This is a genomic window from Streptomyces sp. NPDC047022, assembly GCF_040644155.1.
Lineage (GTDB): Bacteria > Actinomycetota > Actinomycetes > Streptomycetales > Streptomycetaceae > Streptomyces.
In genome coordinates this window covers 48,067-69,676 of record NZ_JBEYVV010000014.1, presented here as the reverse complement: position 1 = coordinate 69,676, position 21,610 = coordinate 48,067, and the positions used below count along the sequence as shown (strand labels likewise).

Here is a 21,610-nt window from a genome sequence, read left to right as displayed (position 1 = left end):
CTCAGTCTCTCGCCACGCCAAGCCCCTCGCCCGCACCGACCACGGCGATCGCCCCGTCCTCGTCCGTACGCAGCACGAGCGCACCCTCCGCGCGCAGGGCCGCGACCGTGGTGGCAGCCGGGTGGCCATACGGATTGCCCCTCCCGCAAGAGATGAGCGCGAGTCTCGGCACCACCTTCCGCAGCAGGTCCGGATCCTGGTAGGCCGAGCCGTGGTGGGCGACTTTCAGGACGTCCACGGGGCCCAGCGCGGCACCGGCCGGCGTTCTCAACAGCGCCTCCTGAGCCGGGGGTTCGAGATCGCCGAGCAGGAGCAGGGTCAGGCCCGCCGACCGCACGGACAGGGCCACGCTCGCATCGTTCGGGCCGTCCGGGGACGGAACCGGGTCCGGCAGCGGCCACAGCACCCGCCAGTCGAGCGCTCCGGTACGGCGGCTCTCCCCGGCCACGGCTCGCGTCACCGGAATGTGCCGGGCCGCAGCCTGGACGCGCACAAAGGCGGCCTGCTCCGGCGGCTCCTGGAACCCGGTCGTCTCGATCGCCCCCACCTCACGCCCGCTGAGCACTCCCGGGAGCCCCGCCACATGATCGGCGTGGAAGTGGGTCAGCACGAGGAGCGGGATGCGGGAGACGCCTAGCCGAGTCAGGCACCGGTCGACCAGCACCGGATCGGGACCCGCGTCCACGACCACCGCCGTGCCCTCGCCCGCCGCGAGCACGGTCGCGTCCCCCTGTCCCACATCGCACATCGCGAACCGCCAGCCCGGCGGCGGCCACCCCGTGATCACCCGGAGCAGCGGCGGCGGCCGCACCACCACCAGCAGCAGGAGCAGGACGCAGCCACCGGCCGACCAGGGGCTCCTCAGCAGGCGGCGGCCGAGCAAAACCACGGCAGCGGTCGCCGCCGCCAGCAGCAGCGCCCCCGTCCACGTACCCGGCCAGTCCACACCGCTCCCCGGCAGCGACGCCCCCGTACGCGCGACACCGGCGATCCACTCGGCAGGCCAACTCGCGCACCAAGCCAGGCCCGTGGCGACCGGTATGGCCACGGGCGCCGCCGCCAGCGCGGCGAACCCCAGCACGGTGGCCGGTGCCACGGCGAACTCGGCGAGCAGGTTGCACGGGACGGCGACCAGGCTCACCCGCGCCGACAGCACCGCGACCACCGGCGCACACAGCGCCTGGGCCGCGGCCGCGGCGGCCAGCGCCTCGGCCAGTCGCCCGGGCACCCGGCGCCGTCGCAGCGCCTCGCTCCACCGCGGGGCGACGGTGAGCAGGGCGGCCGTGGCCAGCACGGACAGCAGGAAGCCGTAGCTCCGCGCGAGCCAGGGGTCGTACGACACCAGCAGCAGGACCGCCGTGGCCAGCGCCGGGATGAGGGATCTGCGGCGCCCGGTCGCCAGGGCCAGCAGTGCGACGGCTCCACAGACCGCGGCGCGCAGCACACTGGGATCGGGGCGGCACACGACCACGAACCCGAGCGTGAGCGCTCCACCGAGCAGCGCCGTCCCCCGCAGCGAGATGCCGAGCCTCGGTGCCAGCCCCCGGCGCTCCGCGCGCCGCGCCAGACCGGCAGGTCCGGCGAACACGGCCAGCAGAAGAGTGAAGTTGCCCCCGCTGACCGCCAGCAGATGCGCGAGATCGGTCTGTTTGAAGGCGTCGTCCAGCTCGGCAGTGACCCGCGAGGTGTCCCCGACGACCAGTCCCGGCAGCAGGGCCCTCGCGTCCGGGTCCAGCCCCTCGGTCGCCTCCCGCAGCGCGGCACGCAACCGCCCCGCCCAGCGCTGCGCCCGAGACGGCTCGCCCACCACGTCCGGCGGGCCCGCGCCCCGTACCCGCAGCACCGCGGCGACGTGATCGCCACCGGTCAGCGGGGGTGCCAGGCGTGCGGTCACCCGCACCCGCGTGGAGGGCAGCAGGGCCGTCCAGCCGGGCCGGTCGGACTGGTCGAGCCGGTCGGGCCGCGCCCCGTTGTCTCCGGGGGCGCCGGTCATCGGGTGACGGCTCGCATCGACCAGCACCAGCACCGGGGCTCTGGTCGCCTCCTCACTCCCGTCCGCCCTGAGCAGGCGCCGGACCTCGCCCTCGAACAGCACGGCGGTCGGCGTCGCGTGATCTCCCGTGATCCTTGGGCGGGTGAGCCGCGGATCCGAGGTGATCTGGACCTCCGCGATCACCCCGGCGTGCTCCCGTGCGAGCGCCGGGACCGGTCCCCGTCGCAGGTCCGCGCCCTGGAGCCCCGCGGAGGCCGCCGCGGCGGCGAGGCAGAGCAGCACCGCGGCTACGGACACCGTGGACCACGAGCCCCATGGCCGGTGTCCAGGGGCCGCCCGCGCCCCCACCGGGCGCACCGCGAGGAGCGCACCGGCCGCCACCAGGCAACCGGCCACCGCACCGGTGACCCACTCGGCCGGAGCGTCCAGAGCCCAGGCTGCCGCGCCCCAGGCGGCCAGTGCGGGCGCCACCAGCCGTAGATCCGCGGGGCCCTCCTGCCGGGGATGCGGGTCCCCCGGCCCGCTAGGCGCGGTGGCATGCGTATCCGGGCCGGCAGGGGCAGGGGCAGGGGCAGGGGCACGCGGATTCCTGAGCCGTCCCCTCGCCCCGCCCCGCACGCTCGTGCACTCGGGGCCGCCCGGGCTCATGGCCGCACCAGCTTCCGCAGGTCGGCGAATCGGCGCTCGCCGATGCCGTTGACCTCGCGCAGTTCATCGACCGAGCGGAACCCGCCGTGCTGCGCGCGGTAGTCGACGATGTGCTGGGCCAGGACCGGGCCGACCCCGGGCAGCGCGTCCAGCTGGTCCACGGTCGCCGTACTGAGGGAGACCGGGGTGGTGGGTGCCGCTCCGGCCGCGGATCCGCCGGTGATGCCTCCCGCGGGCGCCACGCCCGGTGCCGGTGCCGGACCGCCCACCACGATCTGCTCGCCGTCCACCAGGAGGCGGGCGCGGTTGAGGGCGTCGGTGTTCGTGCCCGGGCGGACCCCGCCCGCCGCCAGCAGCGCGTCCGCGACACGGGATCCGGCCGGGAGCCTTTGCAGCCCTGGCTCGCGTACCTTGCCACCGACGTCCACGACGACCGTCGCACCGTTCGTCTCACCATTCCTGTCCGTCCCGCCGGTGCCGTCCTTCGCGCCGATGCCTCCGGTCCCCGTCGGCTCCGGTTCGCTCGAAACCCCGGGCTCCCTGGGCCGGTCGGCATGCCGCGCGCCCGCCGCCGCGTAGGGCGCGGACGCCCGCATCGCCTCGGGTGGCCGCACCGGCTGCGTCCGGCCGGTCCAGAAGTGCTGCACGGCCAGGACGACCGCCATCACGAGCAGCACACTCAACGCGGCCACGCTCCTGCGTTCCAGCCCGCACCGCGACTGCAGCCACAGCGGCAGCCGCCCACGCACGGCCGGCCCGATCCGCTCCCGCCAGATACCACTCGTCGCGGTACCGCTCGTCGCCCGGGGCACGGGGGCTACGAGGACATCGGCGTCTCGCGGCGGGTGGGCGGGGGCAGCCGCTGAGGACTGGTTTGCCCGGAATGCTTCCACCGGGGCCGAGGGGTGCGGGGCTGCTACCGGGGGCGGCGGGTGCGGGGCCACGGGGGCCGGTGCGTGCGGGCCGCCCGACCCGGTGCCCGTCGTAGTACCCGCCGGCGGCCGGACCGTGCCCGAGCTCTCTCCCGGCGGCACACTCCCCAACTCGCGCCGCACCTCGGCCGCTTCCGCGAAGAGGTTCTCGGCGCGCAGCCGCAGCGTGGGGGCCGCAGTGCTCCGTCGGTGCCGTCGGGTGTGCTCCCCTGAGCGCCGCGGGCGGTCGCGCGTGCGGCTGTCGGAGCCCGGGCCCCGGCCCGGACCGCTTGTGGGATGCACTGTGCGGGGACGTGATCGAAGTGCCATGCGCCGAGAATGGGGCAGTTCACCCCACTCGCGATGATCTTGTTCAATTCCCGGGGATTACTTCCCGGTTGTGGATAACTCCGTCACCCTCACTCGCCGCCGCACAGCACCACCCCGCACAGCACCACCCCGCACAACGCCCCGCCGCACAGCACCACGCCGCCCCGCGCCACGCACCTCACCGCGGCGACACCACCGCCCCCAGCAGCCCCGGCCCCGTATGCGCCCCGATCACCGCACCGACCTCGCTCACATGCAGGTCGGCCAGCCCGGGCACCCGTTCCCGCAGGCGGTCCGCGAGCGCCGACGCCCGTTCGGGGGCGGCGAGATGGTGGACCGCTATGTCGACCCGCGCGCTGCCCGCGCGCTCGGCCGCGATCTCCTCGAGCCGGGCGATCGCCTTGGACGCCGTCCGCACCTTCTCCAGCAACTCGATGCGGCCGTCGGCGAGCTGGAGCAGGGGCTTCACCGCGAGCGCTGAGCCGAGCAACGCCTGGGCGGTGCCGATCCGGCCGCCCCGCCGCAGATAGTCGAGGGTGTCGACGTAGAAGTACGCGGAGGTGCCCGCGGCCCGCTTCTCCGCCGCCGCGACGGCCTCGTCGGCCGTCCCGCCCGCCTCCGCGGCCTGAGCCGCGGCCAGTGCGCAGAAGCCGAGTGCCATCGCGATCATGCCGGTGTCGACGACACGTACCGGCACGGGGGCCTCGCGTCCGGCCAGCACCGCGGCGTCGTACGTGCCGGAGAGTTCGGAGGACAGATGGAGCGAGACGATGTCGGTCGCGCCCGCCTCGGCGACCCTGCGGTAGGTCTCGGCGAAGAGTTCGGGACTGGGCCGGGACGTGGTGACGGGCCGTCGCTTCTGCAGGGCCTGTGCCAGGGAGCGGGCCGAGATCTCGGAGCCCTCCTCGAGGGCCTGGTCGCCCAGGACCACGGTCAGCGGCACCGCGGTGATGCCGTGGCGCTCCATCGTCCGCGGCGGCAGGTAGGCCGTTGAATCGGTGACGATAGCGACATGGCGGGACATGGGCTGGAGGTTACCCGTCACTCGGCACGGGCGGCAGCCCGGCCCTTCCTACCTGGGTTCATCTTGGCCGGATCATGGGGCGTTCTCGGGTCGCGGCTCCTTCTGCCACAGGTACGAGGGCCGCTGTCCCCGGGGCCCGAGGGCGGGCCGGTCCGGCTCATGCTTCGTACGGGCCCCGGGCGCATCCGGCCGGATCCCGCCGTCTGTGGCCTCGGACTCGGACTCCGGGGCCGACGCCTGCGGCCAGGGCGGCACGGACGGCTCCGGCCGGTCCCTGGTCCAGTGGCGCAATGCGCCCGCCTCCACGTCGATCTGCGCGCTCAGCGAGTCCAGGTCGTCGTCCGCGAAGCGGCGCGCCCGGTCGTGCGCCGCCCAGCGCAGTGCGTCCGCCGAGCTCGTGATCCGATCGGTGCGCTCGCGCAGCCCGGGCAGGCGGCGGGCCAGCGTCGCACGGTCCGGCTCCGTCTCCAGGCGCTTGAGCTCGGCGTCCAGTTCGCGTCCATGGGCACTGAGGCGGTGGAACAGGCCGAGTGACTCCTTCAGCGACTCGTCCTCGGCGACACCGGCGTGCAGGGCGTCCAGCGTGGCGCGCATCGACGTGCGCAGTGTCAGCCGCAGGCCTGCGATCTCGCCCGCCGGGCCCGGCTGGGCGAGGGACTTGGCACGCAGGCCCGTGTCCTCCACCGTGCGGCGGGCCTGGGCGATCGTGCGGTCCACGCCGCGCTTGGCCGCGCCGACCGCCTTCACCACCGCATACGCCCCGAGCGCGACACACAGCACGAACAGGAGCGCGATGACGGTCAACAGGGCTTCCACGACGCTCCTCCTCGGCCCGGCGACATCGGCTGCTGCGCCTCCCCTCCACGGTAAACGCAAAGGGCAGGCCCAGGGTTCCGGAAGAACCCCGAACCTGCCCGTAGGGAACTACCCCGACATCGCCCAGCGGGCGGCGCACACCGCGTCCTGACGGTCAGGCCCTGGCAACTGCGCCGCGGCGGTCACACCGCGGCGATGCGGACCGATCACGCCGTGACGATGTTGACCAGCTTCGGCGCGCGCACGATCACCTTGCGGATCCCGGCGCCGTCCAGTGCCGCGACCACCTTCTCGTCCTCCAGCGCCGTCTTCTCCAGCTCCTCGTCGGAGATCGAGGGGGAGACCTCCAGACGCGCCTTGACCTTGCCCTTGATCTGGACGACGCAGGTCACGGTCTCGTCCACCACGTAGGCCGGGTCGGCGGCCGGCAGGTCCTGGTGGACGACCGAGCCGGTGTGGCCCAGCCGGCGCCACAGCTCCTCCGAGATGTGCGGGGCCAGCGGCGCGATCAGCAGCACCAGTGCCTCGGCGACCGGGCGCGGCACGCTGCCGCCCGCCTTGGTCAGGTGGTTGTTCAGCTCGGTGATCTTGGCGATGGCGGTGTTGAACCGCAGGCCTTCCAGATCCTGGCGCACTCCGTCGGTCGCCTTGTGCAGGGCACGCAGCGTGTCCTCGTCGGGCTGGGCGTCGACCACCGTGATCTCACCGGTCGTCTCGTCCACGACGTTGCGCCACAGCCGCTGCAGCAGCCGGAACTGGCCCACCACCGCGCGCGTGTCCCACGGCCGCGACACGTCCAGCGGTCCCATCGCCATCTCGTACAGGCGCAGGGTGTCCGCCCCGTACTCGGCGCAGATCTCGTCCGGAGTGACCGCGTTCTTCAGGGACTTGCCCATCTTGCCCAGCAGGCGGCTGACCTTCTCGCCCTGGTAGTAGTACGCGCCGTCGCGTTCCTCCACCTCGGCCGCCGGTACCGCGATGCCGCGGCTGTCGCGGTAGACGTACGCCTGGATCATGCCCTGGTTGAACAGCTTGTGGAACGGCTCCGCGGAGGAGACGAACCCCAGGTCGTACAGGACCTTGGACCAGAAGCGCGCGTACAGCAGGTGCAGCACGGCGTGCTCGGCGCCGCCGACGTACAGGTCGACGCCGCCGTGCGGCATGCCTTCGCGCGGGCCCATCCAGTAGCGCTCGATGTCCGGGTCGACCAGCTTCGCGTCGTTGTGCGGGTCCAGGTAGCGCAGCTCGTACCAGCACGAACCGGCCCAGTTGGGCATCGTGTTGGTCTCACGGCGGTACTTCTTCGGCCCGTCGCCCAGGTCCAGGGTGACGTTGACCCACTCCGCGTTGCGGGACAGCGGGGTCTCGGGCTCGGTGTCGGCGTCGTCCGGGTCGAAGGTGCGTGGCGAGTAGTCCTCGACCTCCGGCAGCTCCAGCGGCAGCATCGACTCGGGCAGCGCGTGGGCGACACCGTCCTCGTCGTAGACGATCGGGAAGGGCTCGCCCCAGTAGCGCTGGCGGCTGAACAGCCAGTCACGCAGACGGAAGTTGACCGTGCCCTCGCCGATGCCCTTGCGCGCCAGCCACTCGGTGATGCGCGCCTTCGCGTCGACGACGTTCAGGCCGTCCAGGGACACCGTGTCACCGGTGGAGTTGACGATCTTCGCGTCGTACGAGACGAAGGCGTCGTCCCAGGTGGCCGTGTCGGTGCCGCGGCCGTCGGTGGGTTCGACCACACAGTGGACCGGCAGTTCGAAGGCGCGCGCGAAGGCGAAGTCCCTGCTGTCGTGCCCCGGGACGGCCATGATCGCGCCGGTGCCGTAGCCCATCAGGACGTAGTCGGCGATGAAGACGGGGACGTTCTTGCCGTTGACGGGGTTCACAGCGAACGCGCCCGTGAAGACGCCGGTCTTGTCCTTGGCCTCGGCCTGTCGTTCGACGTCGGACTTCGAGGCGGCCTGTGCGCGGTAGGCGGCGACCGCCTCGGCCGGGGTGGCATGGCCGCCGGTCCATACCTCATGGGTGCCCTCGGGCCAGGCCCCGGGTGTGAACTTGTCGACCAGCGGGTGCTCGGGCGCCAGCACCATGTAGGTGGCTCCGAACAGGGTGTCCGGGCGCGTGGTGAAGATGGTGACCGACTCGCCGTCGATCGGGAAGTCGACGCGGGCGCCCTCGGAGCGGCCGATCCAGTTGCGCTGCTGCAGCTTGATGGCCTCGGGCCAGTCCAGGCCCTCCAGGTCGTCCAGCAGCCGGTCGGCGTAGGCGGTGATGCGCATGTTCCACTGGCGCAGCTTGGCCTTGAAGACCGGGTAGTTGCCGCGCTCGGAACGGCCGTCGGCGGTGACCTCTTCGTTCGCCAGGACGGTGCCCAGGCCGGGGCACCAGTTGACGGGCGCGTCGGAGGCGTAGGCCAGGCGGAACTCGCCCAGGACCTCGGCGCGCTCGGCGGCGCTCAGCTCGTTCCACGCGCGCGTGGTGTCCGGGACCGCACGCTCACCGGACTCGAACTGCGCGATCAGCTCGGAGATCGGGCGGGCCTTGCGCGCCTCGTCGTCGTACCAGGAGTTGAAGATCTGCAGGAAGATCCACTGGGTCCACTTGTAATAGTCCGGGTCGATCGTGGCGAACGACCGGCGCTTGTCGTGGCCCAGGCCCAGCCGGCGCAGCTGGGCCTTCATGTTCTCCATGTTGGCCTCGGTGGACACGCGCGGATGCGTGCCGGTCTGCACGGCGTACTGCTCGGCCGGCAGGCCGAAGGCGTCGAAGCCCAGGGTGTGCAGGACGTTGTGACCGGTCATGCGCTGGAAGCGGGCGAAGACGTCGGTGGCGATGTACCCCAGGGGGTGACCGACGTGCAGGCCCGCACCCGAGGGGTACGGGAACATGTCCATGATGAACTTCTTGGGCTTGGCGACCAACTCCGGGTCGCCCGCCAGGTCGCCGCTCGGGTTCGGTGCGGAGTAGGTGCCCTCGGCGTCCCAGAAGTCCTGCCAGCGTGCCTCGATCTCGGCCGCCATGGCGGCCGTGTAGCGGTGCGGCGCGGCCTCAGCCGCTGCCGCGGCGGAGGCGGGGTTCGTCTCGCTCATGATCCTCAAAGCTCCATCGATCGTCTCTGCCGGCGGTTGTGACCCTCAGGAAATGAAAAATCCCCTCACGCAGGAGGGGACGCCGCGCCGATGCCGACCACCCGGTGCACCCGGGGGTCGGGACTGATCAGCGCGGCCCGCTAAGCAGAAGGCGTACGGCACGCATGGCACCAGGGTACCGCAGGGCCCGAGCGTGCCGCGACGGGCTTACGATGCCGCACTCTGAGTGAGGCAGAGTGAACCGGGCGGAAGTCTGAACCCAACGCGCGGCGCGAACGTACTCAGACGTTGACGGTCCAGTTGTGAAGACTGCGAAAAGCTGAACAGCGTTCAAATGTTACTTCGCGTAACAGCAGCTAATCGGACATCACAACCACCCCGTTGCCCTTTGATAACAACGCAATAACTCAAACCTCGTACCGCTCGGTTTGGAGCCCCTTAGAGTGCGGCAGCGGGACCGCCTTCCCGAAACTGTTCGGAGTTGCCCCCATGAACTCACCACGTAGTAACAGCTCGCTACCCAAGCCGGGCCGCTCGGCATACGGCGTGGCGTCGGCTGCGGTACTGCTGCTGATACCCGTCCTCGTGCTCGCCGGCGGCAACGCGGTACGGGACTTCCTCAACTTCGGAGCGGGTGTCCTCTCACTCGTCTCCCTCAGCTGCTCGGTGATCTGGGGGCTGATCGCCCAGGACCGGATCTTCCTCAACATCCGCCAGCGGATCGTGGCGCAGGCCGTGCACCGGACGACCGCGGTCGCCTCGATCGCGTTCCTCCTGGTGCACATCACGGTCAAGCTGGCCCTCGACCACACCGTTCTGATCGCCGCGCTGATCCCCTTCAGCCTCGGCGTGACCGGCTCGGCCGGACTCATCGGGCTCGGCTCCCTGGCCGGCCTGCTCATGATCTTCGTAGGCGTCACCGGCGCGCTGCGCAGCAACTTCGCCTCCCCGGCCCCGGTCGCGGCGCGCTGGCGGGCGATGCACATGCTGGCCTACCCGTCCTGGTGCGCCGCACTGATCCACGGCCTGTACGCCGGACGGGCGGCGAAACCGTTCTTCATGGTGTCGTACGAGCTCTGCCTGCTCGGGGTAATGGCCGCCCTGGTCCTGCGCGCGGCTCCGCGCCCGTTCAAGCGCAAGGTGGCCGACAAGGTCTTCGCGATCATCGGGACCACCGAACGGACCGGGCGCGACGAGCTGGACGCCAGCCGCGCCCGCAACGCGGAGGCCGCGGCGGGTCTCGGGGGCCTTGGAGGCCTGGGAGCGCGCCAGGCCGCCGGCCTCGGCGCCACCGCCGAGGGATTCGCGACCGCCGGCGGGTACGCGGCCGGCGGGAGGTGGTCCGCCACGGGCGGAGGGTTCATCCCGCCACAGCCCTCGTCCTCGGCCTACGAGGCTCCCGCGGCCCGCACCATGACCCCGGAGACCACGGGCGGCTTCGCGGCGGCCTACCGGGCCGTGGGGACCACCACAGGCACGCAGGGGCAAGCGACGCCCGACGCGACCCAGCGCATGGACCCACTGGACGCCCGGTACACAGGGGCGATGCCGAGGGGCGACGCACAGGGCGGCGGCCCGGGCAACTGGCCCGTCCCGTCCCCTCCGCCCGTCGGCGAGGCACCCCCGTCGGCGTATGACCCGCTCCAGGACACCGGATACAACATCCCGCCTTACACCAATTCGGGATACACCGGATACAACGAGTACGGGGGGAGTGACATGTACGACACAGGTGAGACGAACGCCCCCTACGGCGCGTACAACTCCACCAACACGTACAACAGCGGTCCCGCGACTGAAACGCTGCCCGGCGCCTACGACACGCCGGGAGCCGGCGAATCCTGGAACGCGCCTTCCGGAGGCTTTTAGTGAACGAGGCCCTGCCCGACGTCCCAGAAGTCCGCGTGGTCGGACTTCCGCAGCTCACGTCGGGCTTTGACCTTGTCGAGCGACTCGACCTGCCCATGCACCTCAAGGTGCACGGCCCGCTGGAGCCGATGGGCGGCGAACAGCTCGCTCAACTGGCCGAGCAGATCTCCCTGAAGGGACGCGGCGGTGCCGGCTTCCCCTTCCACAAGAAGCTGCGTTCGGTCGCCGAGTCGGCGATCCGCCGCGGGATCCGGCCGGTGGTCGTCGTCAACGGCAGCGAGGACGAACCGGCCTGCCGTAAGGACACGGTGCTGATCAACCGTGCCCCGCACCTCATCCTGGACGGCGCCCTGCTGGTCGCCGAGGCCCTCGGCGCGCGGACGCTCGTGGTCGGCGTGACCCGGGCCTCCACCGAGCGGTCGATAGAGCAGGCTCTGGCCGAGCGCGGCCTCAGCGACCGGCGCGGGGCGCCCATCCGCGCGCGCGTGCAGCGCAATCCGGTGCGGATGGTCACCGGCGCCGCCGCGTCGCTCGTCCGTTCCATCGACGGCGGTCCCGCCATCCCCCCGGGACGCAAGACCAGTGCTTCGCAGAGCGGTGTGGGCGGCGCGCCCACGCTGCTGTCGAACGCGGAGACGTTCGCCCAGCTGGCCATCGCCGCACGCATCGGCGCCGAGCGCTACTGCAACACCGGTCTGTACGACGAGCCCGGCACCGTGATGCTGACCGTCTCGGGCGCGGTCAACCGCCCCATGGTGATCGAGGTCCCCACAGGCGTGCCGCTGCGGTACGTGCTCCAGCTGGCCGGTGCCCCGCCGGTTCCGCAGGGCGTGCTGACCGGCGGCTACCACGGCAAGTGGATCGACGCGGCGACCATCGACGAAGCGATCGTCTCGCGCAACTCCCTGGACGCCGTCGGCGGCTCGCTGGGCGCCGGCGCGATCCTGCCCATCAGCCAGGAGACCTGTCCGCTGGGCGAGTCCCTCCAGGTGGCCAAGTGGCTGGCGGAGGAGAGCGCGGGCCAGTGCGGCCCCTGCTATCTCGGTCTGCCCGCCGCGGCACGCGGCATGGAGGACATCCTCAACGGAGGCGGTCCCGCCGCTCTGGAGGCCCTCAAGCAGGTCGCCAAGGCCGTGAAGAAGCGCGGTGCGTGCTCGCACCCGGACGGCTCCGCGATGTTCCTGGAATCGACCATCAAGGCCTTCACCGACGACCTGGCGGCCCATGTCCTCGGCAACGGCTGCGGCAGGCCCGTGGAGGGCGTGCTGCCGCTCTTCGAGGGGGGCAGGGAGCTCACGGCCATCCTCGGGGGCGGACAGACCGAGCCCGAGGAGGGTGCCAGCCGCCAGAAGATCTTCGTGGACTGGACTCTGTGCCGCGGCCACGGCCTGTGCGCGGACATCCTGCCGGAGGTGTTCGAACTGGGCGCCGACGGGTTCCCGACCGTCGCGCAGGCGTCGGTGCCGCCGTACGCGGAGGCGAAGGCTCTGCGGGCGGTGCGCCGCTGCCCGGCGCTCGCGCTGCGCATCGAGGAGGACACCCGGTCCGCCGCGCCGTCGCGCAACCTGCCCGTGCTGTCGCAGGGGCGGGGCCGGCGCGCTCTCGGCCGCTGACGACACGTGTCACGGGCCACCCCCGGCGGGGGTGGCCCGTCTGTTCTTCCTGGCACGTGCACGCCGTTCGCGCATACGACGAAAGCGGTCCACCCCATGGGATGGACCGCTTTCAAATCTTGTGGAGCTAAGGAGAATTGAACTCCTGACCTCCTGCATGCCATGCAGGCGCTCTACCAACTGAGCTATAGCCCCTCGTGGCCACGCGGCCGAACCGCGTTTTCACCGTGTCGCCCGGTTTCCCCGGCGGCGACGCCAACATTACACGGTCCACCGGGTGAAACACCAAATCGTTTCCGTCCCGCCCGGACCTGGGCCGACGCCGCTTGTCCTGAGCGGGCCGGCCCGGTTCACGCCGTGGCGAACGAGTAGAAGCGTTTGAGCGTGCAGTGCTCATCCAGGAGGCGGCCGTAGATCGGCTCCCCCTCCAGTTCCCGGTACGTCTCGATCGGGTCGCCTTTTATGATCAGTGCCCGCGCGCATTCCTCGCACCAGTACTGGTAGTCGGGATTGACGGGTTCCATGTCCCGGACGATGGGCGTGCCGCTGCCGCACCAGTCGCACTTCCGCCTGTGTGCACCCATCGATCAGCTCCAGCTGTGGCCGCAGGCCGTGCACACGTAGGAGATGCCGCCATTGTCACCGAGGACCTGGGCGACATGGGACGAACCGCAGGAAGGGCAGTCGAGGAGGGTGGCCTTCTGACGTCTCACCGCCACTTCGAGGAGGCCCTGGACCTCCCCGCGGATGCTCGCAGGCATCGCTACTCCCTCCCGTCGGGCCGCGCCCCCTTCCGGCCGTTTGATTCTGCCACGGCCGGGCCGATACGGTCAGCGACGCCTTCGTACCAGTCCGGACACGGCGCCCAGCATGGATGTCGCGGCCAGCGCGTACACGCACGCGAGGAGCGCGTCCGAAGAGGTATACGCCCCCGGGGCCCCTGGTGACTCAAGCCGGTTCAGAAAGAGTGTGCCGAACGCCGCGACACCGGTCAGCTGGCCCAGCTGCGTGACGGTCGCGAGCAGTCCGCTGGCGTCCGCGGCGTCCTCGGGCCGCACCGTGGCGAGGGCACCGGTGAGCGTGGGGCCGAAGCCGAGCGCGAGCCCCGCGCCGACACCGGCGAAGGCCAGGTACAGCCACGGTCCGCCGTCGCCGCCGCCGTGCAGTGCCCAGCCCACGCAGGCCACGCCGAGCGCCGTGAGCAGGAACCCGGAGGGGATCAGCAGCCGTTGCCAGGAGGCGGGCAGGCGCCGCCAGGTCAGACCGACCAGGCCGAACACCGCGGCGGTGGGCGCGAAGGTGAGTCCCGCCCGCAGAGCGCTGTAGCCGAGGCCGCCCTGGATGTGCAGGGTGAGGGTGAACATGTACCCCGCGTTGACCGCCATCACAGCCAGCAGCCGGACGGCCGCCAGACCGATGCCGGGGTGGCGCAGCACCCTGGGCGCGATCAGCGGCGTCCCGCCGCGCCGGGACAGCCGGGACTCGTACGCGCAGAAGACGACGAAGATCACTACGGCGGCGGCGAGGCTGAGCCACGCCCACAGCGGCCAGTCCTCCTCCTGGCCGAGTACGAGCGGGACGGTCAGCAGCGAGACGGCGGAGCCGAGCAGCAGCAGTCCGGGCAGATCGAGGCCGTACGCCCGCTCCCGTGCCCGCGCGTCGTCCCTCGGCAGGACCCGGTGGCCGACGAGCAGCAGGACGAGGCCGACGGGCACGTTCACGAGGAACACCGGGCGCCAGCCGGTGCCGAACAGGTCGGCGCTGACTAGGACGCCGCCCAGCACCTGCCCTGCGGCGGCACCGGTGGCGAGAACGGCGGAGTAGACGCCGAGCGCCTTCACCCTTGCCTCGCCGGTGAAATGACGCTGGATCAGGCTCAGCACCTGCGGGATCATCACGGCCGACCCGGCACCCTGCACCAGCCGGAAGGCGATCAACTCGCCCGCGCTCTGGGCCAGTCCGCAGGCCAGCGAGGCGGCCGTGAAGAGGGCGAGCCCGACCAGATGGACGCGGCGATGCCCGAGCAGGTCGCCGAGGCGGGCGCCGGTGATCAGCAGGACGGCGTAGGTGATGGTGTACCCCGCGACCACGAGTTGCAGCGCGGCGCCGCTCGCGTGCAGCTGGGAACCGATCGTGGGTACGGCGACGTTGACGATGAAGACGTCGAGCAGGGCCATGAACTGGGCGGTGAGGACCACCGCGAGCAGTCGGCCGGGGCGATTGTCAGTGGCGGGGTCTTTACTGGTCTGAGAACGGATTCCCGGCCCGGTTCCGGGACTCTGAGCGGTTGTCGTCGTCATGCCTTCGAGCTTGGCGACGAGTGGATACGGGTAACGAGAGCCCGCGGGTGCTGGTACTGACAGCACCTGGCAGCGGCCCGCAGCGACAGGGACGATGGACACGGGGGACGGTGACGACGATGAGGACGACCACGACGCAGCGCCGCAGGCCGGAGCTCGCCGCATTCCTGCGCGGCAGGCGGGCGCGAGTGACACCCGCCGACGTGGGCATGCCGCCGGGGCCCCGGCGCAGAACGCCGGGCCTGCGGCGGGAGGAGGTGGCGCAGCTCGCCGGTGTGGGGATCACCTGGTACACCTGGCTGGAACAAGGACGGCCCATCAACGCCTCGTCTCAGGTCCTGGACGCCGTGGCACGCACCCTGCGGCTGGACCCGCCCGAGCGCGAGCATCTGTACCGACTGGCGGAAGTGCCCTTCGACCCCAGCCCGGCGCAGGACGTGCGGGCGGTCGGACCCGAGGTCCAGACCGTCCTCGACGCCCTCGATCCGCATCCGGCGGCGGTCTACAACTCGCGGTACGACGTCCTGGCCACCAACGCCCCCTTCCGCGACCTGCTGGCGGTGCCGAAGACGCTCGAGATCGGCATGAGCAACGTGCTGTGGACTCTGTTCGTCATGTCGGACGCGGTGAGCCCGCTCACCCTTGTCCACCGGGAACGGGAGCTGCCTGCGATGGTGGCGACGCTGCGGTCCTGGTACGGCAGACATGTGGGCGAGCCTGCCTGGGAGGACTTCATACGTGGGCTGTCGGCGGCCAGTGAGCGGTTCGCCGAGCTGTGGGCGAGCGGCGAGGTGACTCCGCCAGGGCCCCGGGTGAAGACGTTCCGCCACCAGACAGGGGACGAGCTGCGCATGACCACGCTGTCACTGTCGATCGACGGAATGCCGGAGTGCCGGATCGTGGTGTACACGCCGGAGGGTGAGGAGGCGCGGGAGAAGGTGGCGCTGCTGAGGGAGCGTAGGCAGCGGTTGGGGCCGTCGTCGGACGAGGCGGCCGAGGACATCATCCGCGCGTAGAACGCAGAAAATCCCGCCCCTTGACGGGACGGGACTCTCATCACCGATCTTTGACAACTCAAGAGTGTGTCGATCTGTGGAGCTAAGGAGAATTGAACTCCTGACCTCCTGCATGCCATGCAGGCGCTCTACCAACTGAGCTATAGCCCCTCGCGTCCATGTGACCGGAGCCACATGGTGTTTCGCCCCGCTCGGCGGGGCGAACAAGAAGAACTTTAGCCTGTGACCTGCCGGAAAGTGAAATCCGTGTCCCGGCGCCTGGTGAGGAGATGTCAGTCGTCGTCGCCGAGGACCGGTTCCGGCAGCGTGCCCGCGTTGTGCTCCAGAAGACGCCAGCCGCGTACGCCTTCCCCGAGGACGGACCAGCAGCAGTTGGAGAGGCCGCCCAGGCTCTCCCAGTCACTCGGCTGAAGGCCGAGCAGCCGGCCGATGGTGGTGCGGATCGTGCCGCCGTGGCTGACCACGACGAGGGTGCCGTCCTCGGGCAGCTTCTCGGCGTGCCGCAACACCACGGGGGCGGCGCGGTCGGCGACCTCGGTCTCCAGTTCGCCGCCTCCGCGGCGGACGGGCTCGCCACGCTTCCAGGCGGCGTACTCCTCGCCGTAACGGCCGATGATCTCCTCGTGGGTCAGTCCCTGCCAGACGCCCGCGTAGGTCTCCCGCAGGGCCTCGTCGAGGGTGACCTCCAGACCCGTGAGCGCGGCCAGCTCGGCGGCCGTGGCGGAGGCGCGCCTGAGATCCGAGGCCACGATGGCATCCGGCTTGAGGGAGGCGAGAAGCCGGGCCGAGCGGCGGGCCTGGCCGACCCCTGTCTCGGTCAGCTCGACGTCCGTGGAACCCTGGAAGCGGCGCTCCATGTTCCACGACGTCTGGCCGTGCCTCCACAGGATGAGCCGGCGGCCCCGGCCCCTCTCCTGTGTGCCGGTGCCCCGGGTCGTCACCGCAGTTCCCCACCCAGGTCGGCGCTCAGCTCGGCGGCGTCCTCGGCGGCCATCAGCCGGGCGTGCTCCGCGGCCTTGCCCCGGGTCGCCTTCGCGTCCTCCGGCAGCTCCAGCTCGGGGCAGTCCTTCCACAGCCGCTCCAGGGCGTAGAAGACGCGCTCCTCGCTGTGCTGGACGTGCACCACGATGTCCACGTAGTCCAGGAGCACCCAGCGGGCCTCGCGGTCGCCCTCGCGGCGCACCGGCTTGGCGCCGAGTTCCTTGTTCAGCCGCTCCTCGATCTCGTCGACGATCGACTTGACCTGGCGGTCGTTGGGCGCGGATGCCAGCAGGAAGGCGTCCGTGATGGACAGCACGTCGCTGACGTCGTAGGCGATGATGTCGTGTGCGAGCTTGTCGGCTGCCGCCTGGGCAGCGGCGTTGATGAGCTCGAGAGAACGGTCCGTGGCGGTCACTACAGGGCTTTCCGTCGGCGGTCAGTGATACCTCAAGGGTCTCACGTGCAGCCGACAGCACCCCATGCGATTAGCGGGCCACGCCCCGGCATCCCCGGGTGTGGCCCACGTCACCACTCTGCGTCACTTGTTCGCCGTCACCGGCTCGCCGTCACCGGCTCGTCCTGTAGTCCTGCCCGAGGACGACCGAGACATTGGCGCCGGTCGTGACCTTGCCCTTCTTCACGGAGCCGGAAGGCAGGCCCAGGGTCTTGGCGACCTCGACGGCATTCTGCTTGTCGCCGTCGTCGGCGTAGACGACCTGGGACACGGCCTGGGAGGCCCCGCTCCCGGAGTCGATAAAGGTGTAGCCGCCGTTGACGAGGGAGACACGGGCCTGCTCGGCGGTCGTCTTGGAGCCGGTGGCGTTCTCGAGACCGACCCGGACGGCGCTGCCGGCCGGCGGGCTCTTCACGGTGCCGCCCAGCAGGGGCTTGACCACGGTGTCGGTGGCCTTCTGGCCGACGGCGCCGTTGGACTCGACCGGCAGCAGTTCCGTCTTGTAGTCACCGGCCTTGGCGTGGTCGGCCAGCTTGGCGAGGAAGGCGCCGAGGTCCTTGTCCGTCAGGGAGGGGTCGAGGATCTGGGCGAGCGTCTGCACGGTGACCGTCGCGGCCTGCGGGTCCGACGAGATCTTGCGCAGGACGCCCTGCATGACCTGGCCGAACCGCTCCAGCTGGACGTCCTGGGACTCACCGGCGGCCCGGTACGTGGCGTAGGCGACCGCCATCCTGCCGCTGAGGGTCTGGTCCTGCCCCTTGTGCACGAGCGGGGCGGAGCCCTTCTTCTTGGCGTCGGGGTCGGGGATGTCGGCGTTGGTCGTGACGTCGACGTTGCCGACGAGCTCTACGAGGTTCTCCAGGTACGGGGTGTCCAGGCGCCAGGTGCCCTCGATCTTGGTGCCCAGCGCCGAGTCGATGGCGTCGCCGGTCCCGGAGGAGCCGTCGTCGGAGACGGACTTGGCGAGCGTGGTCGTGTCGCCGTCGTCGGTGGTCAGCGCGAGGGAGTTGGGCAGCAGGACGGTGGCGCCCTGCTTGGTGGTGGTGTTGTCGACGAGCAGCGCGGTGGAGGTGCCGCCACCGTTGGTGTTGTGCAGATGAACGACGATCACGTCGCGGTTCTGGGCGCCTGTGGCGGTGGTCGTCGCGGATTTGCCGCCCGAGGAGGTCCCGGGAAGCTTGCCCGCGTACCAGAGGTAGCCGACACCGCCCACCGCCACCAGGACGAGAACCACGACGAGGGCCGTGATCCGGCTGCGGGCGCGGCGCCTGGCCTCCTCGCGGCGCTCCGTGCGGTTCTCGGTGAAGTTCAGCCAGTCGATGACGTCTTCGGACTCGCCGTCGGCCTCCTCGGTGAAGGCGAACTGCTCGCTGCCGTGCTCGCCGTCGCCGCGCGGCTGGCGGGCCCCGGAGGCGTCCGGCCGCCCGCCCTCGTCCTCACCGGCGGCGGTGCGGTCCCTGCCGCCGCCCGCCTGTTGCGGGATGTGGGCCGTCTGTTCGGCGACGCGCGGCTGCTGACCGCTGGTCGCGGTCCTGCCGTAGGGGTCGTATCCGCCGCCGGTGGCGGTTCCGGATCCGTACGGGTCGTAGGGGTCGTACGGGGCGACGGGCTGCTGCGCACCGGTGTCGTACGGCGTCCGGGGCCCCTGCGGGGCGGCTGCGTACGGGTCGTAGCCGTAGCCCTGCTGGTGCTGCTGGGTTCCGTAGGGGTCATAGCCCTGCGGGGGCTGCTGTGGGAACTGCTGCTGCGGGGGGACCTGCCGGTACACAGGCTGGCCGAACTCGTCATAGCCGACGAGCTCGTACTGGTCGCCTCCCGCGTATCCGTCGTATCGGTCGTTCACCGGTGCCCCTCTCGGCTCACTCGCCGCGGTACAGCTGCCGCTTGTCGATGTAGCGCACCACACCGTCCGGGACCAGGTACCAGACGGGATCGCCCTGGGCGACCCTCGCACGGCAGTCCGTGGACGAGATGGCGAGCGCGGGAACTTCGATGAGCGAGACCCCGCCTTCCGGAAGACCCGGGTCGGTCAGGACATGGCCCGGGCGGGTGACGCCGATGAAGTGCGCGAGGGAGAACAACTCGTCCGTGTAGCGCCAGGTGAGGATCTGGCCCAGGGCGTCGGCACCGGTGATGAAGAAGAGGTCGGTGTCCGGGTTGAGGGCCTTGAGGTCGCGCAGGGTGTCCGTGGTGTAGGTGGGACCGCCGCGGTCGATGTCGATGCGGCTGACCGAGAACTGGGGGTTCTCCGCGGTCGCGATGACCGTCATCAGATAGCGGTCCTCGGCCGGGGCCACCTTGCGGTCGGTCTTCTGCCACGGCTGCCCGGTGGGGACGAACACCACCTCGTCCAGGTGGAACTGCGCGGCGACCTCGCTGGCCGCGACGAGGTGCCCGTGGTGAATCGGGTCAAACGTCCCGCCCATGACGCCCAGGCGGCGTTTGCCCGGGTTGGAGGGGCCGGTTCCCGGGCCCTTCGCCGGACCCGTGGGCATGTGCTGCTCTCCCATGCCTGCAGACCCTACCGGCCCGGCCGCCGGGCTCCGGCCGACAGGCCCCTCTGGGCGGCCGGGACCAGGCATTGCGCCGGGCTCAGCGGTCGCGGTTGAAGCGGGTGGTGATCCACAGCAGCAACAGGAGGATGAAGAGGGCCGACCCGCCGGTCAGGTACGGGCTGAGACTCGCGTGTTGTTCGCCTTCACCCTCGGCGAGGGTGGCCAACTGGGCAGCGGTGCTGTGGAAGCTCATCTTCGGCAGAACCTATCCGGTGTGGGCGGGATAAAGATGTCGGCTCATCGTAAGCGGGCGGCCGCACGGGGATCGCGTCGACTCCGCCGTTTCCGCGTCTTGCCACGGTGCGGACAGCACCATGGTCCGTTCTGCGTCACTCGTCCTTGCGCTTGTAGCCCCTCAGCAGGAACCAGGCGGTCAGGATGCAGCCGAAGAACATGACGATCAGCACGACGCGGAGCAGGTCGCCGGAGCCCTGCCTATGGGCGGCCATCGCTGCTTCGGTGAGCCAGGCGGCGGACGTGTGCTCCATGGGATCGCTCCTTAGGGGGGTGTGCTGCCCTGTCACCGTATCTCCGCCTAGGCTGGACCCCGCTTCGGGGGCACATCGAGTGGGCTACCAGATACATGGGGGAACACATGTCCGACATAGGCCACGAGCAGAACGATCACGAGCGCGTGCCGAGCAGGCAGCGCAGGCGTTTCCCGGGGATCTCCTCGAGGACGTACGAACATCCCGCGGACCGGTCGGCCCTCGTCGCCCTGCGCAAGCTGAGCGGCTTCGACGTGGTCTTCAAGGCGCTCAGCGGTCTGCTGCCCGAGCGCAGCCTGAGGCTGCTGTTCCTCTCCGACTCGGTACGGGTCTCGGACGCGCAGTTCGCCCACCTCAACGCGATGCTGCGGGACGCCTGCTACATCCTGGACCTGGAGAAGGTCCCGCCGATGTACGTCACCCAGGACCCGCAGCCGAACGCGATGTGCATCGGCCTCGACGAGCCGATCATCGTCGTGACGACCGGGCTCGTGGAACTCCTGGACGAGGAGGAGATGCGGGCCGTCGTCGGGCACGAGGTCGGCCACGCGCTGTCCGGGCACGCGGTGTACCGCACCGTCCTGCTGTTCCTCACCAATCTGGCGATACGAGTGTCCTGGATTCCGCTGGGCAACCTCGCGGTCATGGCGATCGTGACCGCGCTGCGGGAGTGGTTCCGCAAGTCGGAGCTGTCCGCCGACCGGGCCGGGCTGCTGGTGGGGCAGGACCTCCACGCCTCGATGCGGGCGCTGATGAAGATCGCGGGCGGTAACCACCTGCACGAGATGAACGTGGACGCGTTCCTGGAGCAGGCGGAGGAGTACGAGTCCGGGGGCGATCTCCGTGACTCGGTGCTCAAGATCCTCAACCTGCTGCCGCGCAGCCACCCCTTCACCACGGTCCGCGCCGCCGAGCTGAAGAAGTGGGCCGCCACGCGCGACTACCAGCGGATCATGGACGGTCACTACCCGCGGCGCGACGGGGACAAGGACGCCTCGGTCTCCGACTCGTTCCGGGAGTCGGCAGCCAGTTACGCGAGCGACGTGAAGGACTCCAAGGACCCGTTGATGAAGCTGGTCAACGACCTCGCCGGCGGCGCGAGCGACATCGGCGGCCGGGTACGGCGCGGCTTCGCCGGTTTCTCCGGCAGCGCTCCCGAGGACGCACGGGACGAGCCGCGCGACAGCCGACCGGACGAGGGCAAACCCGACAGCCGACCGGACGAGGGCAAACCCGACAGCGAGGGCTGACGGCACGGCTCACACCAGCTGTCCACGCGGAACGCCCGGCGGGGAAAATCCCCGCCGGGCGTTCTGGCGAGTTCCTGGATTCGGGCACAGGCATGCGGCCGATGAGGTGCCGATGAGGTCGCCACTGATCTCGGTACCCGGTTCCTGGATCAAGGGTTGGATCAGGGGTTTCAGGGGGTCGGATCAGGCTGCTGGAATTCGGATCCCGGAATTCCGCTCCCGGAACGCGGATCCGGAATTCAGCCCCGATGAAACCGAGGTGAAAAGGGGCCTTCC

18 protein-coding genes and 2 tRNA genes are annotated in these 21,610 nt (G+C 70.9%); 4 read left to right on the top strand and 16 right to left on the bottom strand.

Annotation, left to right across the window (positions count from 1 at the left end; translation table 11 throughout):
• Position 1 precedes the first annotated feature (1 nt).
• The 5 genes from ABZ845_RS17155 to leuS all read right to left on the bottom strand — a co-directional run bounded on the left by ABZ845_RS17155 (position 2) and on the right by leuS (position 8,808).
• On the bottom strand, positions 2–2,464 hold the full coding sequence (locus ABZ845_RS17155) for a ComEC/Rec2 family competence protein (RefSeq protein ID WP_360979667.1): 2,463 nt from the start codon (positions 2,462–2,464) through the stop codon (positions 2–4).
• Between the two features lie 173 nt (positions 2,465–2,637).
• Entirely contained in the window at positions 2,638–3,882 is a 1,245-nt protein-coding gene (locus ABZ845_RS17150) for a ComEA family DNA-binding protein (RefSeq protein ID WP_360979664.1), read from the bottom strand.
• A gap of 178 nt (positions 3,883–4,060) precedes the next feature.
• Positions 4,061–4,906, bottom strand: coding sequence for a DegV family protein (locus tag ABZ845_RS17145; RefSeq protein WP_360979661.1), 846 nt, complete (start codon positions 4,904–4,906; stop codon positions 4,061–4,063).
• 72 nt (positions 4,907–4,978) lie between these two features.
• A complete protein-coding gene (locus tag ABZ845_RS17140; RefSeq protein WP_360979658.1) occupies positions 4,979–5,722 on the bottom strand; it encodes a hypothetical protein in 744 nt (247 codons plus the stop codon).
• 206 nt (positions 5,723–5,928) lie between these two features.
• Positions 5,929–8,808: a leucine--tRNA ligase gene (gene leuS / locus ABZ845_RS17135; RefSeq protein WP_360979655.1), complete on the bottom strand. Its 2,880-nt coding sequence runs from the start codon at positions 8,806–8,808 to the stop codon at positions 5,929–5,931.
• Between the two features lie 489 nt (positions 8,809–9,297).
• Here leuS and ABZ845_RS17130 point away from each other — a divergent pair, with 489 nt between their 5' ends.
• Positions 9,298–10,677: a cytochrome b/b6 domain-containing protein gene (locus tag ABZ845_RS17130; protein WP_360979652.1), complete on the top strand. Its 1,380-nt coding sequence runs from the start codon at positions 9,298–9,300 to the stop codon at positions 10,675–10,677.
• Positions 10,677–12,290, top strand: a complete 1,614-nt coding sequence (locus tag ABZ845_RS17125) for an NADH-ubiquinone oxidoreductase-F iron-sulfur binding region domain-containing protein (protein ID WP_360979649.1) — start codon at positions 10,677–10,679, stop codon at positions 12,288–12,290. The genes ABZ845_RS17130 and ABZ845_RS17125 overlap by 1 nt, the downstream gene beginning before the upstream one ends.
• Positions 12,291–12,412: 122 nt before the next feature.
• On the opposite strand, the gene ABZ845_RS17120 is transcribed toward ABZ845_RS17125, so the two are convergent.
• From ABZ845_RS17120 to ABZ845_RS17105, 4 genes are all read right to left on the bottom strand, one after another.
• Positions 12,413–12,485 (bottom strand) — tRNA-Ala (locus ABZ845_RS17120).
• A 155-nt stretch (positions 12,486–12,640) separates the two neighbouring features.
• Positions 12,641–12,874 (bottom strand): hypothetical protein, encoded by a 234-nt coding sequence (locus ABZ845_RS17115; protein ID WP_016643127.1) that lies wholly within the window; start codon positions 12,872–12,874, stop codon positions 12,641–12,643.
• A 3-nt stretch (positions 12,875–12,877) separates the two neighbouring features.
• Positions 12,878–13,051, bottom strand: coding sequence for a hypothetical protein (locus ABZ845_RS17110; RefSeq protein ID WP_360979645.1), 174 nt, complete (start codon positions 13,049–13,051; stop codon positions 12,878–12,880).
• A 69-nt stretch (positions 13,052–13,120) separates the two neighbouring features.
• On the bottom strand, positions 13,121–14,497 hold the full coding sequence (locus ABZ845_RS17105; protein ID WP_360979896.1) for an MFS transporter: 1,377 nt from the start codon (positions 14,495–14,497) through the stop codon (positions 13,121–13,123).
• 212 nt (positions 14,498–14,709) lie between these two features.
• Here ABZ845_RS17105 and ABZ845_RS17100 point away from each other — a divergent pair, with 212 nt between their 5' ends.
• Positions 14,710–15,606: a helix-turn-helix transcriptional regulator gene (locus ABZ845_RS17100; RefSeq protein WP_360979642.1), complete on the top strand. Its 897-nt coding sequence runs from the start codon at positions 14,710–14,712 to the stop codon at positions 15,604–15,606.
• 77 nt (positions 15,607–15,683) lie between these two features.
• Here ABZ845_RS17100 and ABZ845_RS17095 read toward each other — a convergent pair.
• The 7 genes from ABZ845_RS17095 to ABZ845_RS17065 form a co-directional block, all read right to left on the bottom strand.
• Positions 15,684–15,756: transfer RNA gene (locus ABZ845_RS17095), tRNA-Ala, on the bottom strand.
• Between the two features lie 122 nt (positions 15,757–15,878).
• The gene (locus tag ABZ845_RS17090) at positions 15,879–16,547 is read right to left on the bottom strand and encodes a histidine phosphatase family protein (RefSeq protein ID WP_360979640.1); all 669 of its coding nucleotides are present in this window, start codon (positions 16,545–16,547) and stop codon (positions 15,879–15,881) included.
• Complete coding sequence (gene rsfS, locus ABZ845_RS17085) at positions 16,544–17,002, bottom strand: ribosome silencing factor (protein ID WP_360979637.1); 459 nt, start codon at positions 17,000–17,002, stop codon at positions 16,544–16,546. Before rsfS ends, ABZ845_RS17090 begins: the two co-directional genes overlap by 4 nt.
• A 151-nt stretch (positions 17,003–17,153) precedes the next feature.
• Positions 17,154–18,884, bottom strand: a complete 1,731-nt coding sequence (locus tag ABZ845_RS17080) for an LCP family protein (RefSeq protein ID WP_360979635.1) — start codon at positions 18,882–18,884, stop codon at positions 17,154–17,156.
• Positions 18,885–18,900: 16 nt separating this feature from the next.
• Positions 18,901–19,551 carry a nicotinate-nucleotide adenylyltransferase gene (gene nadD, locus ABZ845_RS17075; RefSeq protein ID WP_360979632.1) on the bottom strand — a complete coding sequence of 217 codons (651 nt, stop codon included), beginning with the start codon at positions 19,549–19,551 and terminating at the stop codon, positions 18,901–18,903.
• Positions 19,552–19,633: 82 nt separating this feature from the next.
• The gene (locus ABZ845_RS17070) at positions 19,634–19,789 is read right to left on the bottom strand and encodes a hypothetical protein (RefSeq protein ID WP_360979629.1); all 156 of its coding nucleotides are present in this window, start codon (positions 19,787–19,789) and stop codon (positions 19,634–19,636) included.
• 136 nt (positions 19,790–19,925) lie between these two features.
• The gene (locus ABZ845_RS17065) at positions 19,926–20,084 is read right to left on the bottom strand and encodes a hypothetical protein (RefSeq protein WP_360979626.1); all 159 of its coding nucleotides are present in this window, start codon (positions 20,082–20,084) and stop codon (positions 19,926–19,928) included.
• Between the two features lie 107 nt (positions 20,085–20,191).
• Here ABZ845_RS17065 and ABZ845_RS17060 point away from each other — a divergent pair, with 107 nt between their 5' ends.
• Positions 20,192–21,334 carry a M48 family metallopeptidase gene (locus tag ABZ845_RS17060; protein ID WP_360979623.1) on the top strand — a complete coding sequence of 381 codons (1,143 nt, stop codon included), beginning with the start codon at positions 20,192–20,194 and terminating at the stop codon, positions 21,332–21,334.
• Positions 21,335–21,610 lie beyond the last annotated feature (276 nt).

Bases quoted from the DNA above. Each gene is read 5' to 3' on its own strand.
- ABZ845_RS17150 (WP_360979664.1), bottom strand. From the start codon at position 3,882: ATGGCACTTCGATCACGTCCCCGCACAGTGCATCCCACAAGCGGTCCG.
- ABZ845_RS17145 (WP_360979661.1), bottom strand. From the start codon at position 4,906: ATGTCCCGCCATGTCGCTATCGTCACCGATTCAACGGCCTACCTGCCG.
- leuS (WP_360979655.1), bottom strand. From the start codon at position 8,808: ATGAGCGAGACGAACCCCGCCTCCGCCGCGGCAGCGGCTGAGGCCGCG.
- ABZ845_RS17130 (WP_360979652.1), top strand. From the start codon at position 9,298: ATGAACTCACCACGTAGTAACAGCTCGCTACCCAAGCCGGGCCGCTCG.
- ABZ845_RS17115 (WP_016643127.1), bottom strand. From the start codon at position 12,874: ATGGGTGCACACAGGCGGAAGTGCGACTGGTGCGGCAGCGGCACGCCC.
- ABZ845_RS17110 (WP_360979645.1), bottom strand. From the start codon at position 13,051: ATGCCTGCGAGCATCCGCGGGGAGGTCCAGGGCCTCCTCGAAGTGGCG.
- ABZ845_RS17100 (WP_360979642.1), top strand. From the start codon at position 14,710: ATGAGGACGACCACGACGCAGCGCCGCAGGCCGGAGCTCGCCGCATTC.
- nadD (WP_360979632.1), bottom strand. From the start codon at position 19,551: ATGGGAGAGCAGCACATGCCCACGGGTCCGGCGAAGGGCCCGGGAACC.
- ABZ845_RS17070 (WP_360979629.1), bottom strand. From the start codon at position 19,789: ATGAGCTTCCACAGCACCGCTGCCCAGTTGGCCACCCTCGCCGAGGGT.
- ABZ845_RS17065 (WP_360979626.1), bottom strand. From the start codon at position 20,084: ATGGAGCACACGTCCGCCGCCTGGCTCACCGAAGCAGCGATGGCCGCC.
- ABZ845_RS17060 (WP_360979623.1), top strand. From the start codon at position 20,192: ATGTCCGACATAGGCCACGAGCAGAACGATCACGAGCGCGTGCCGAGC.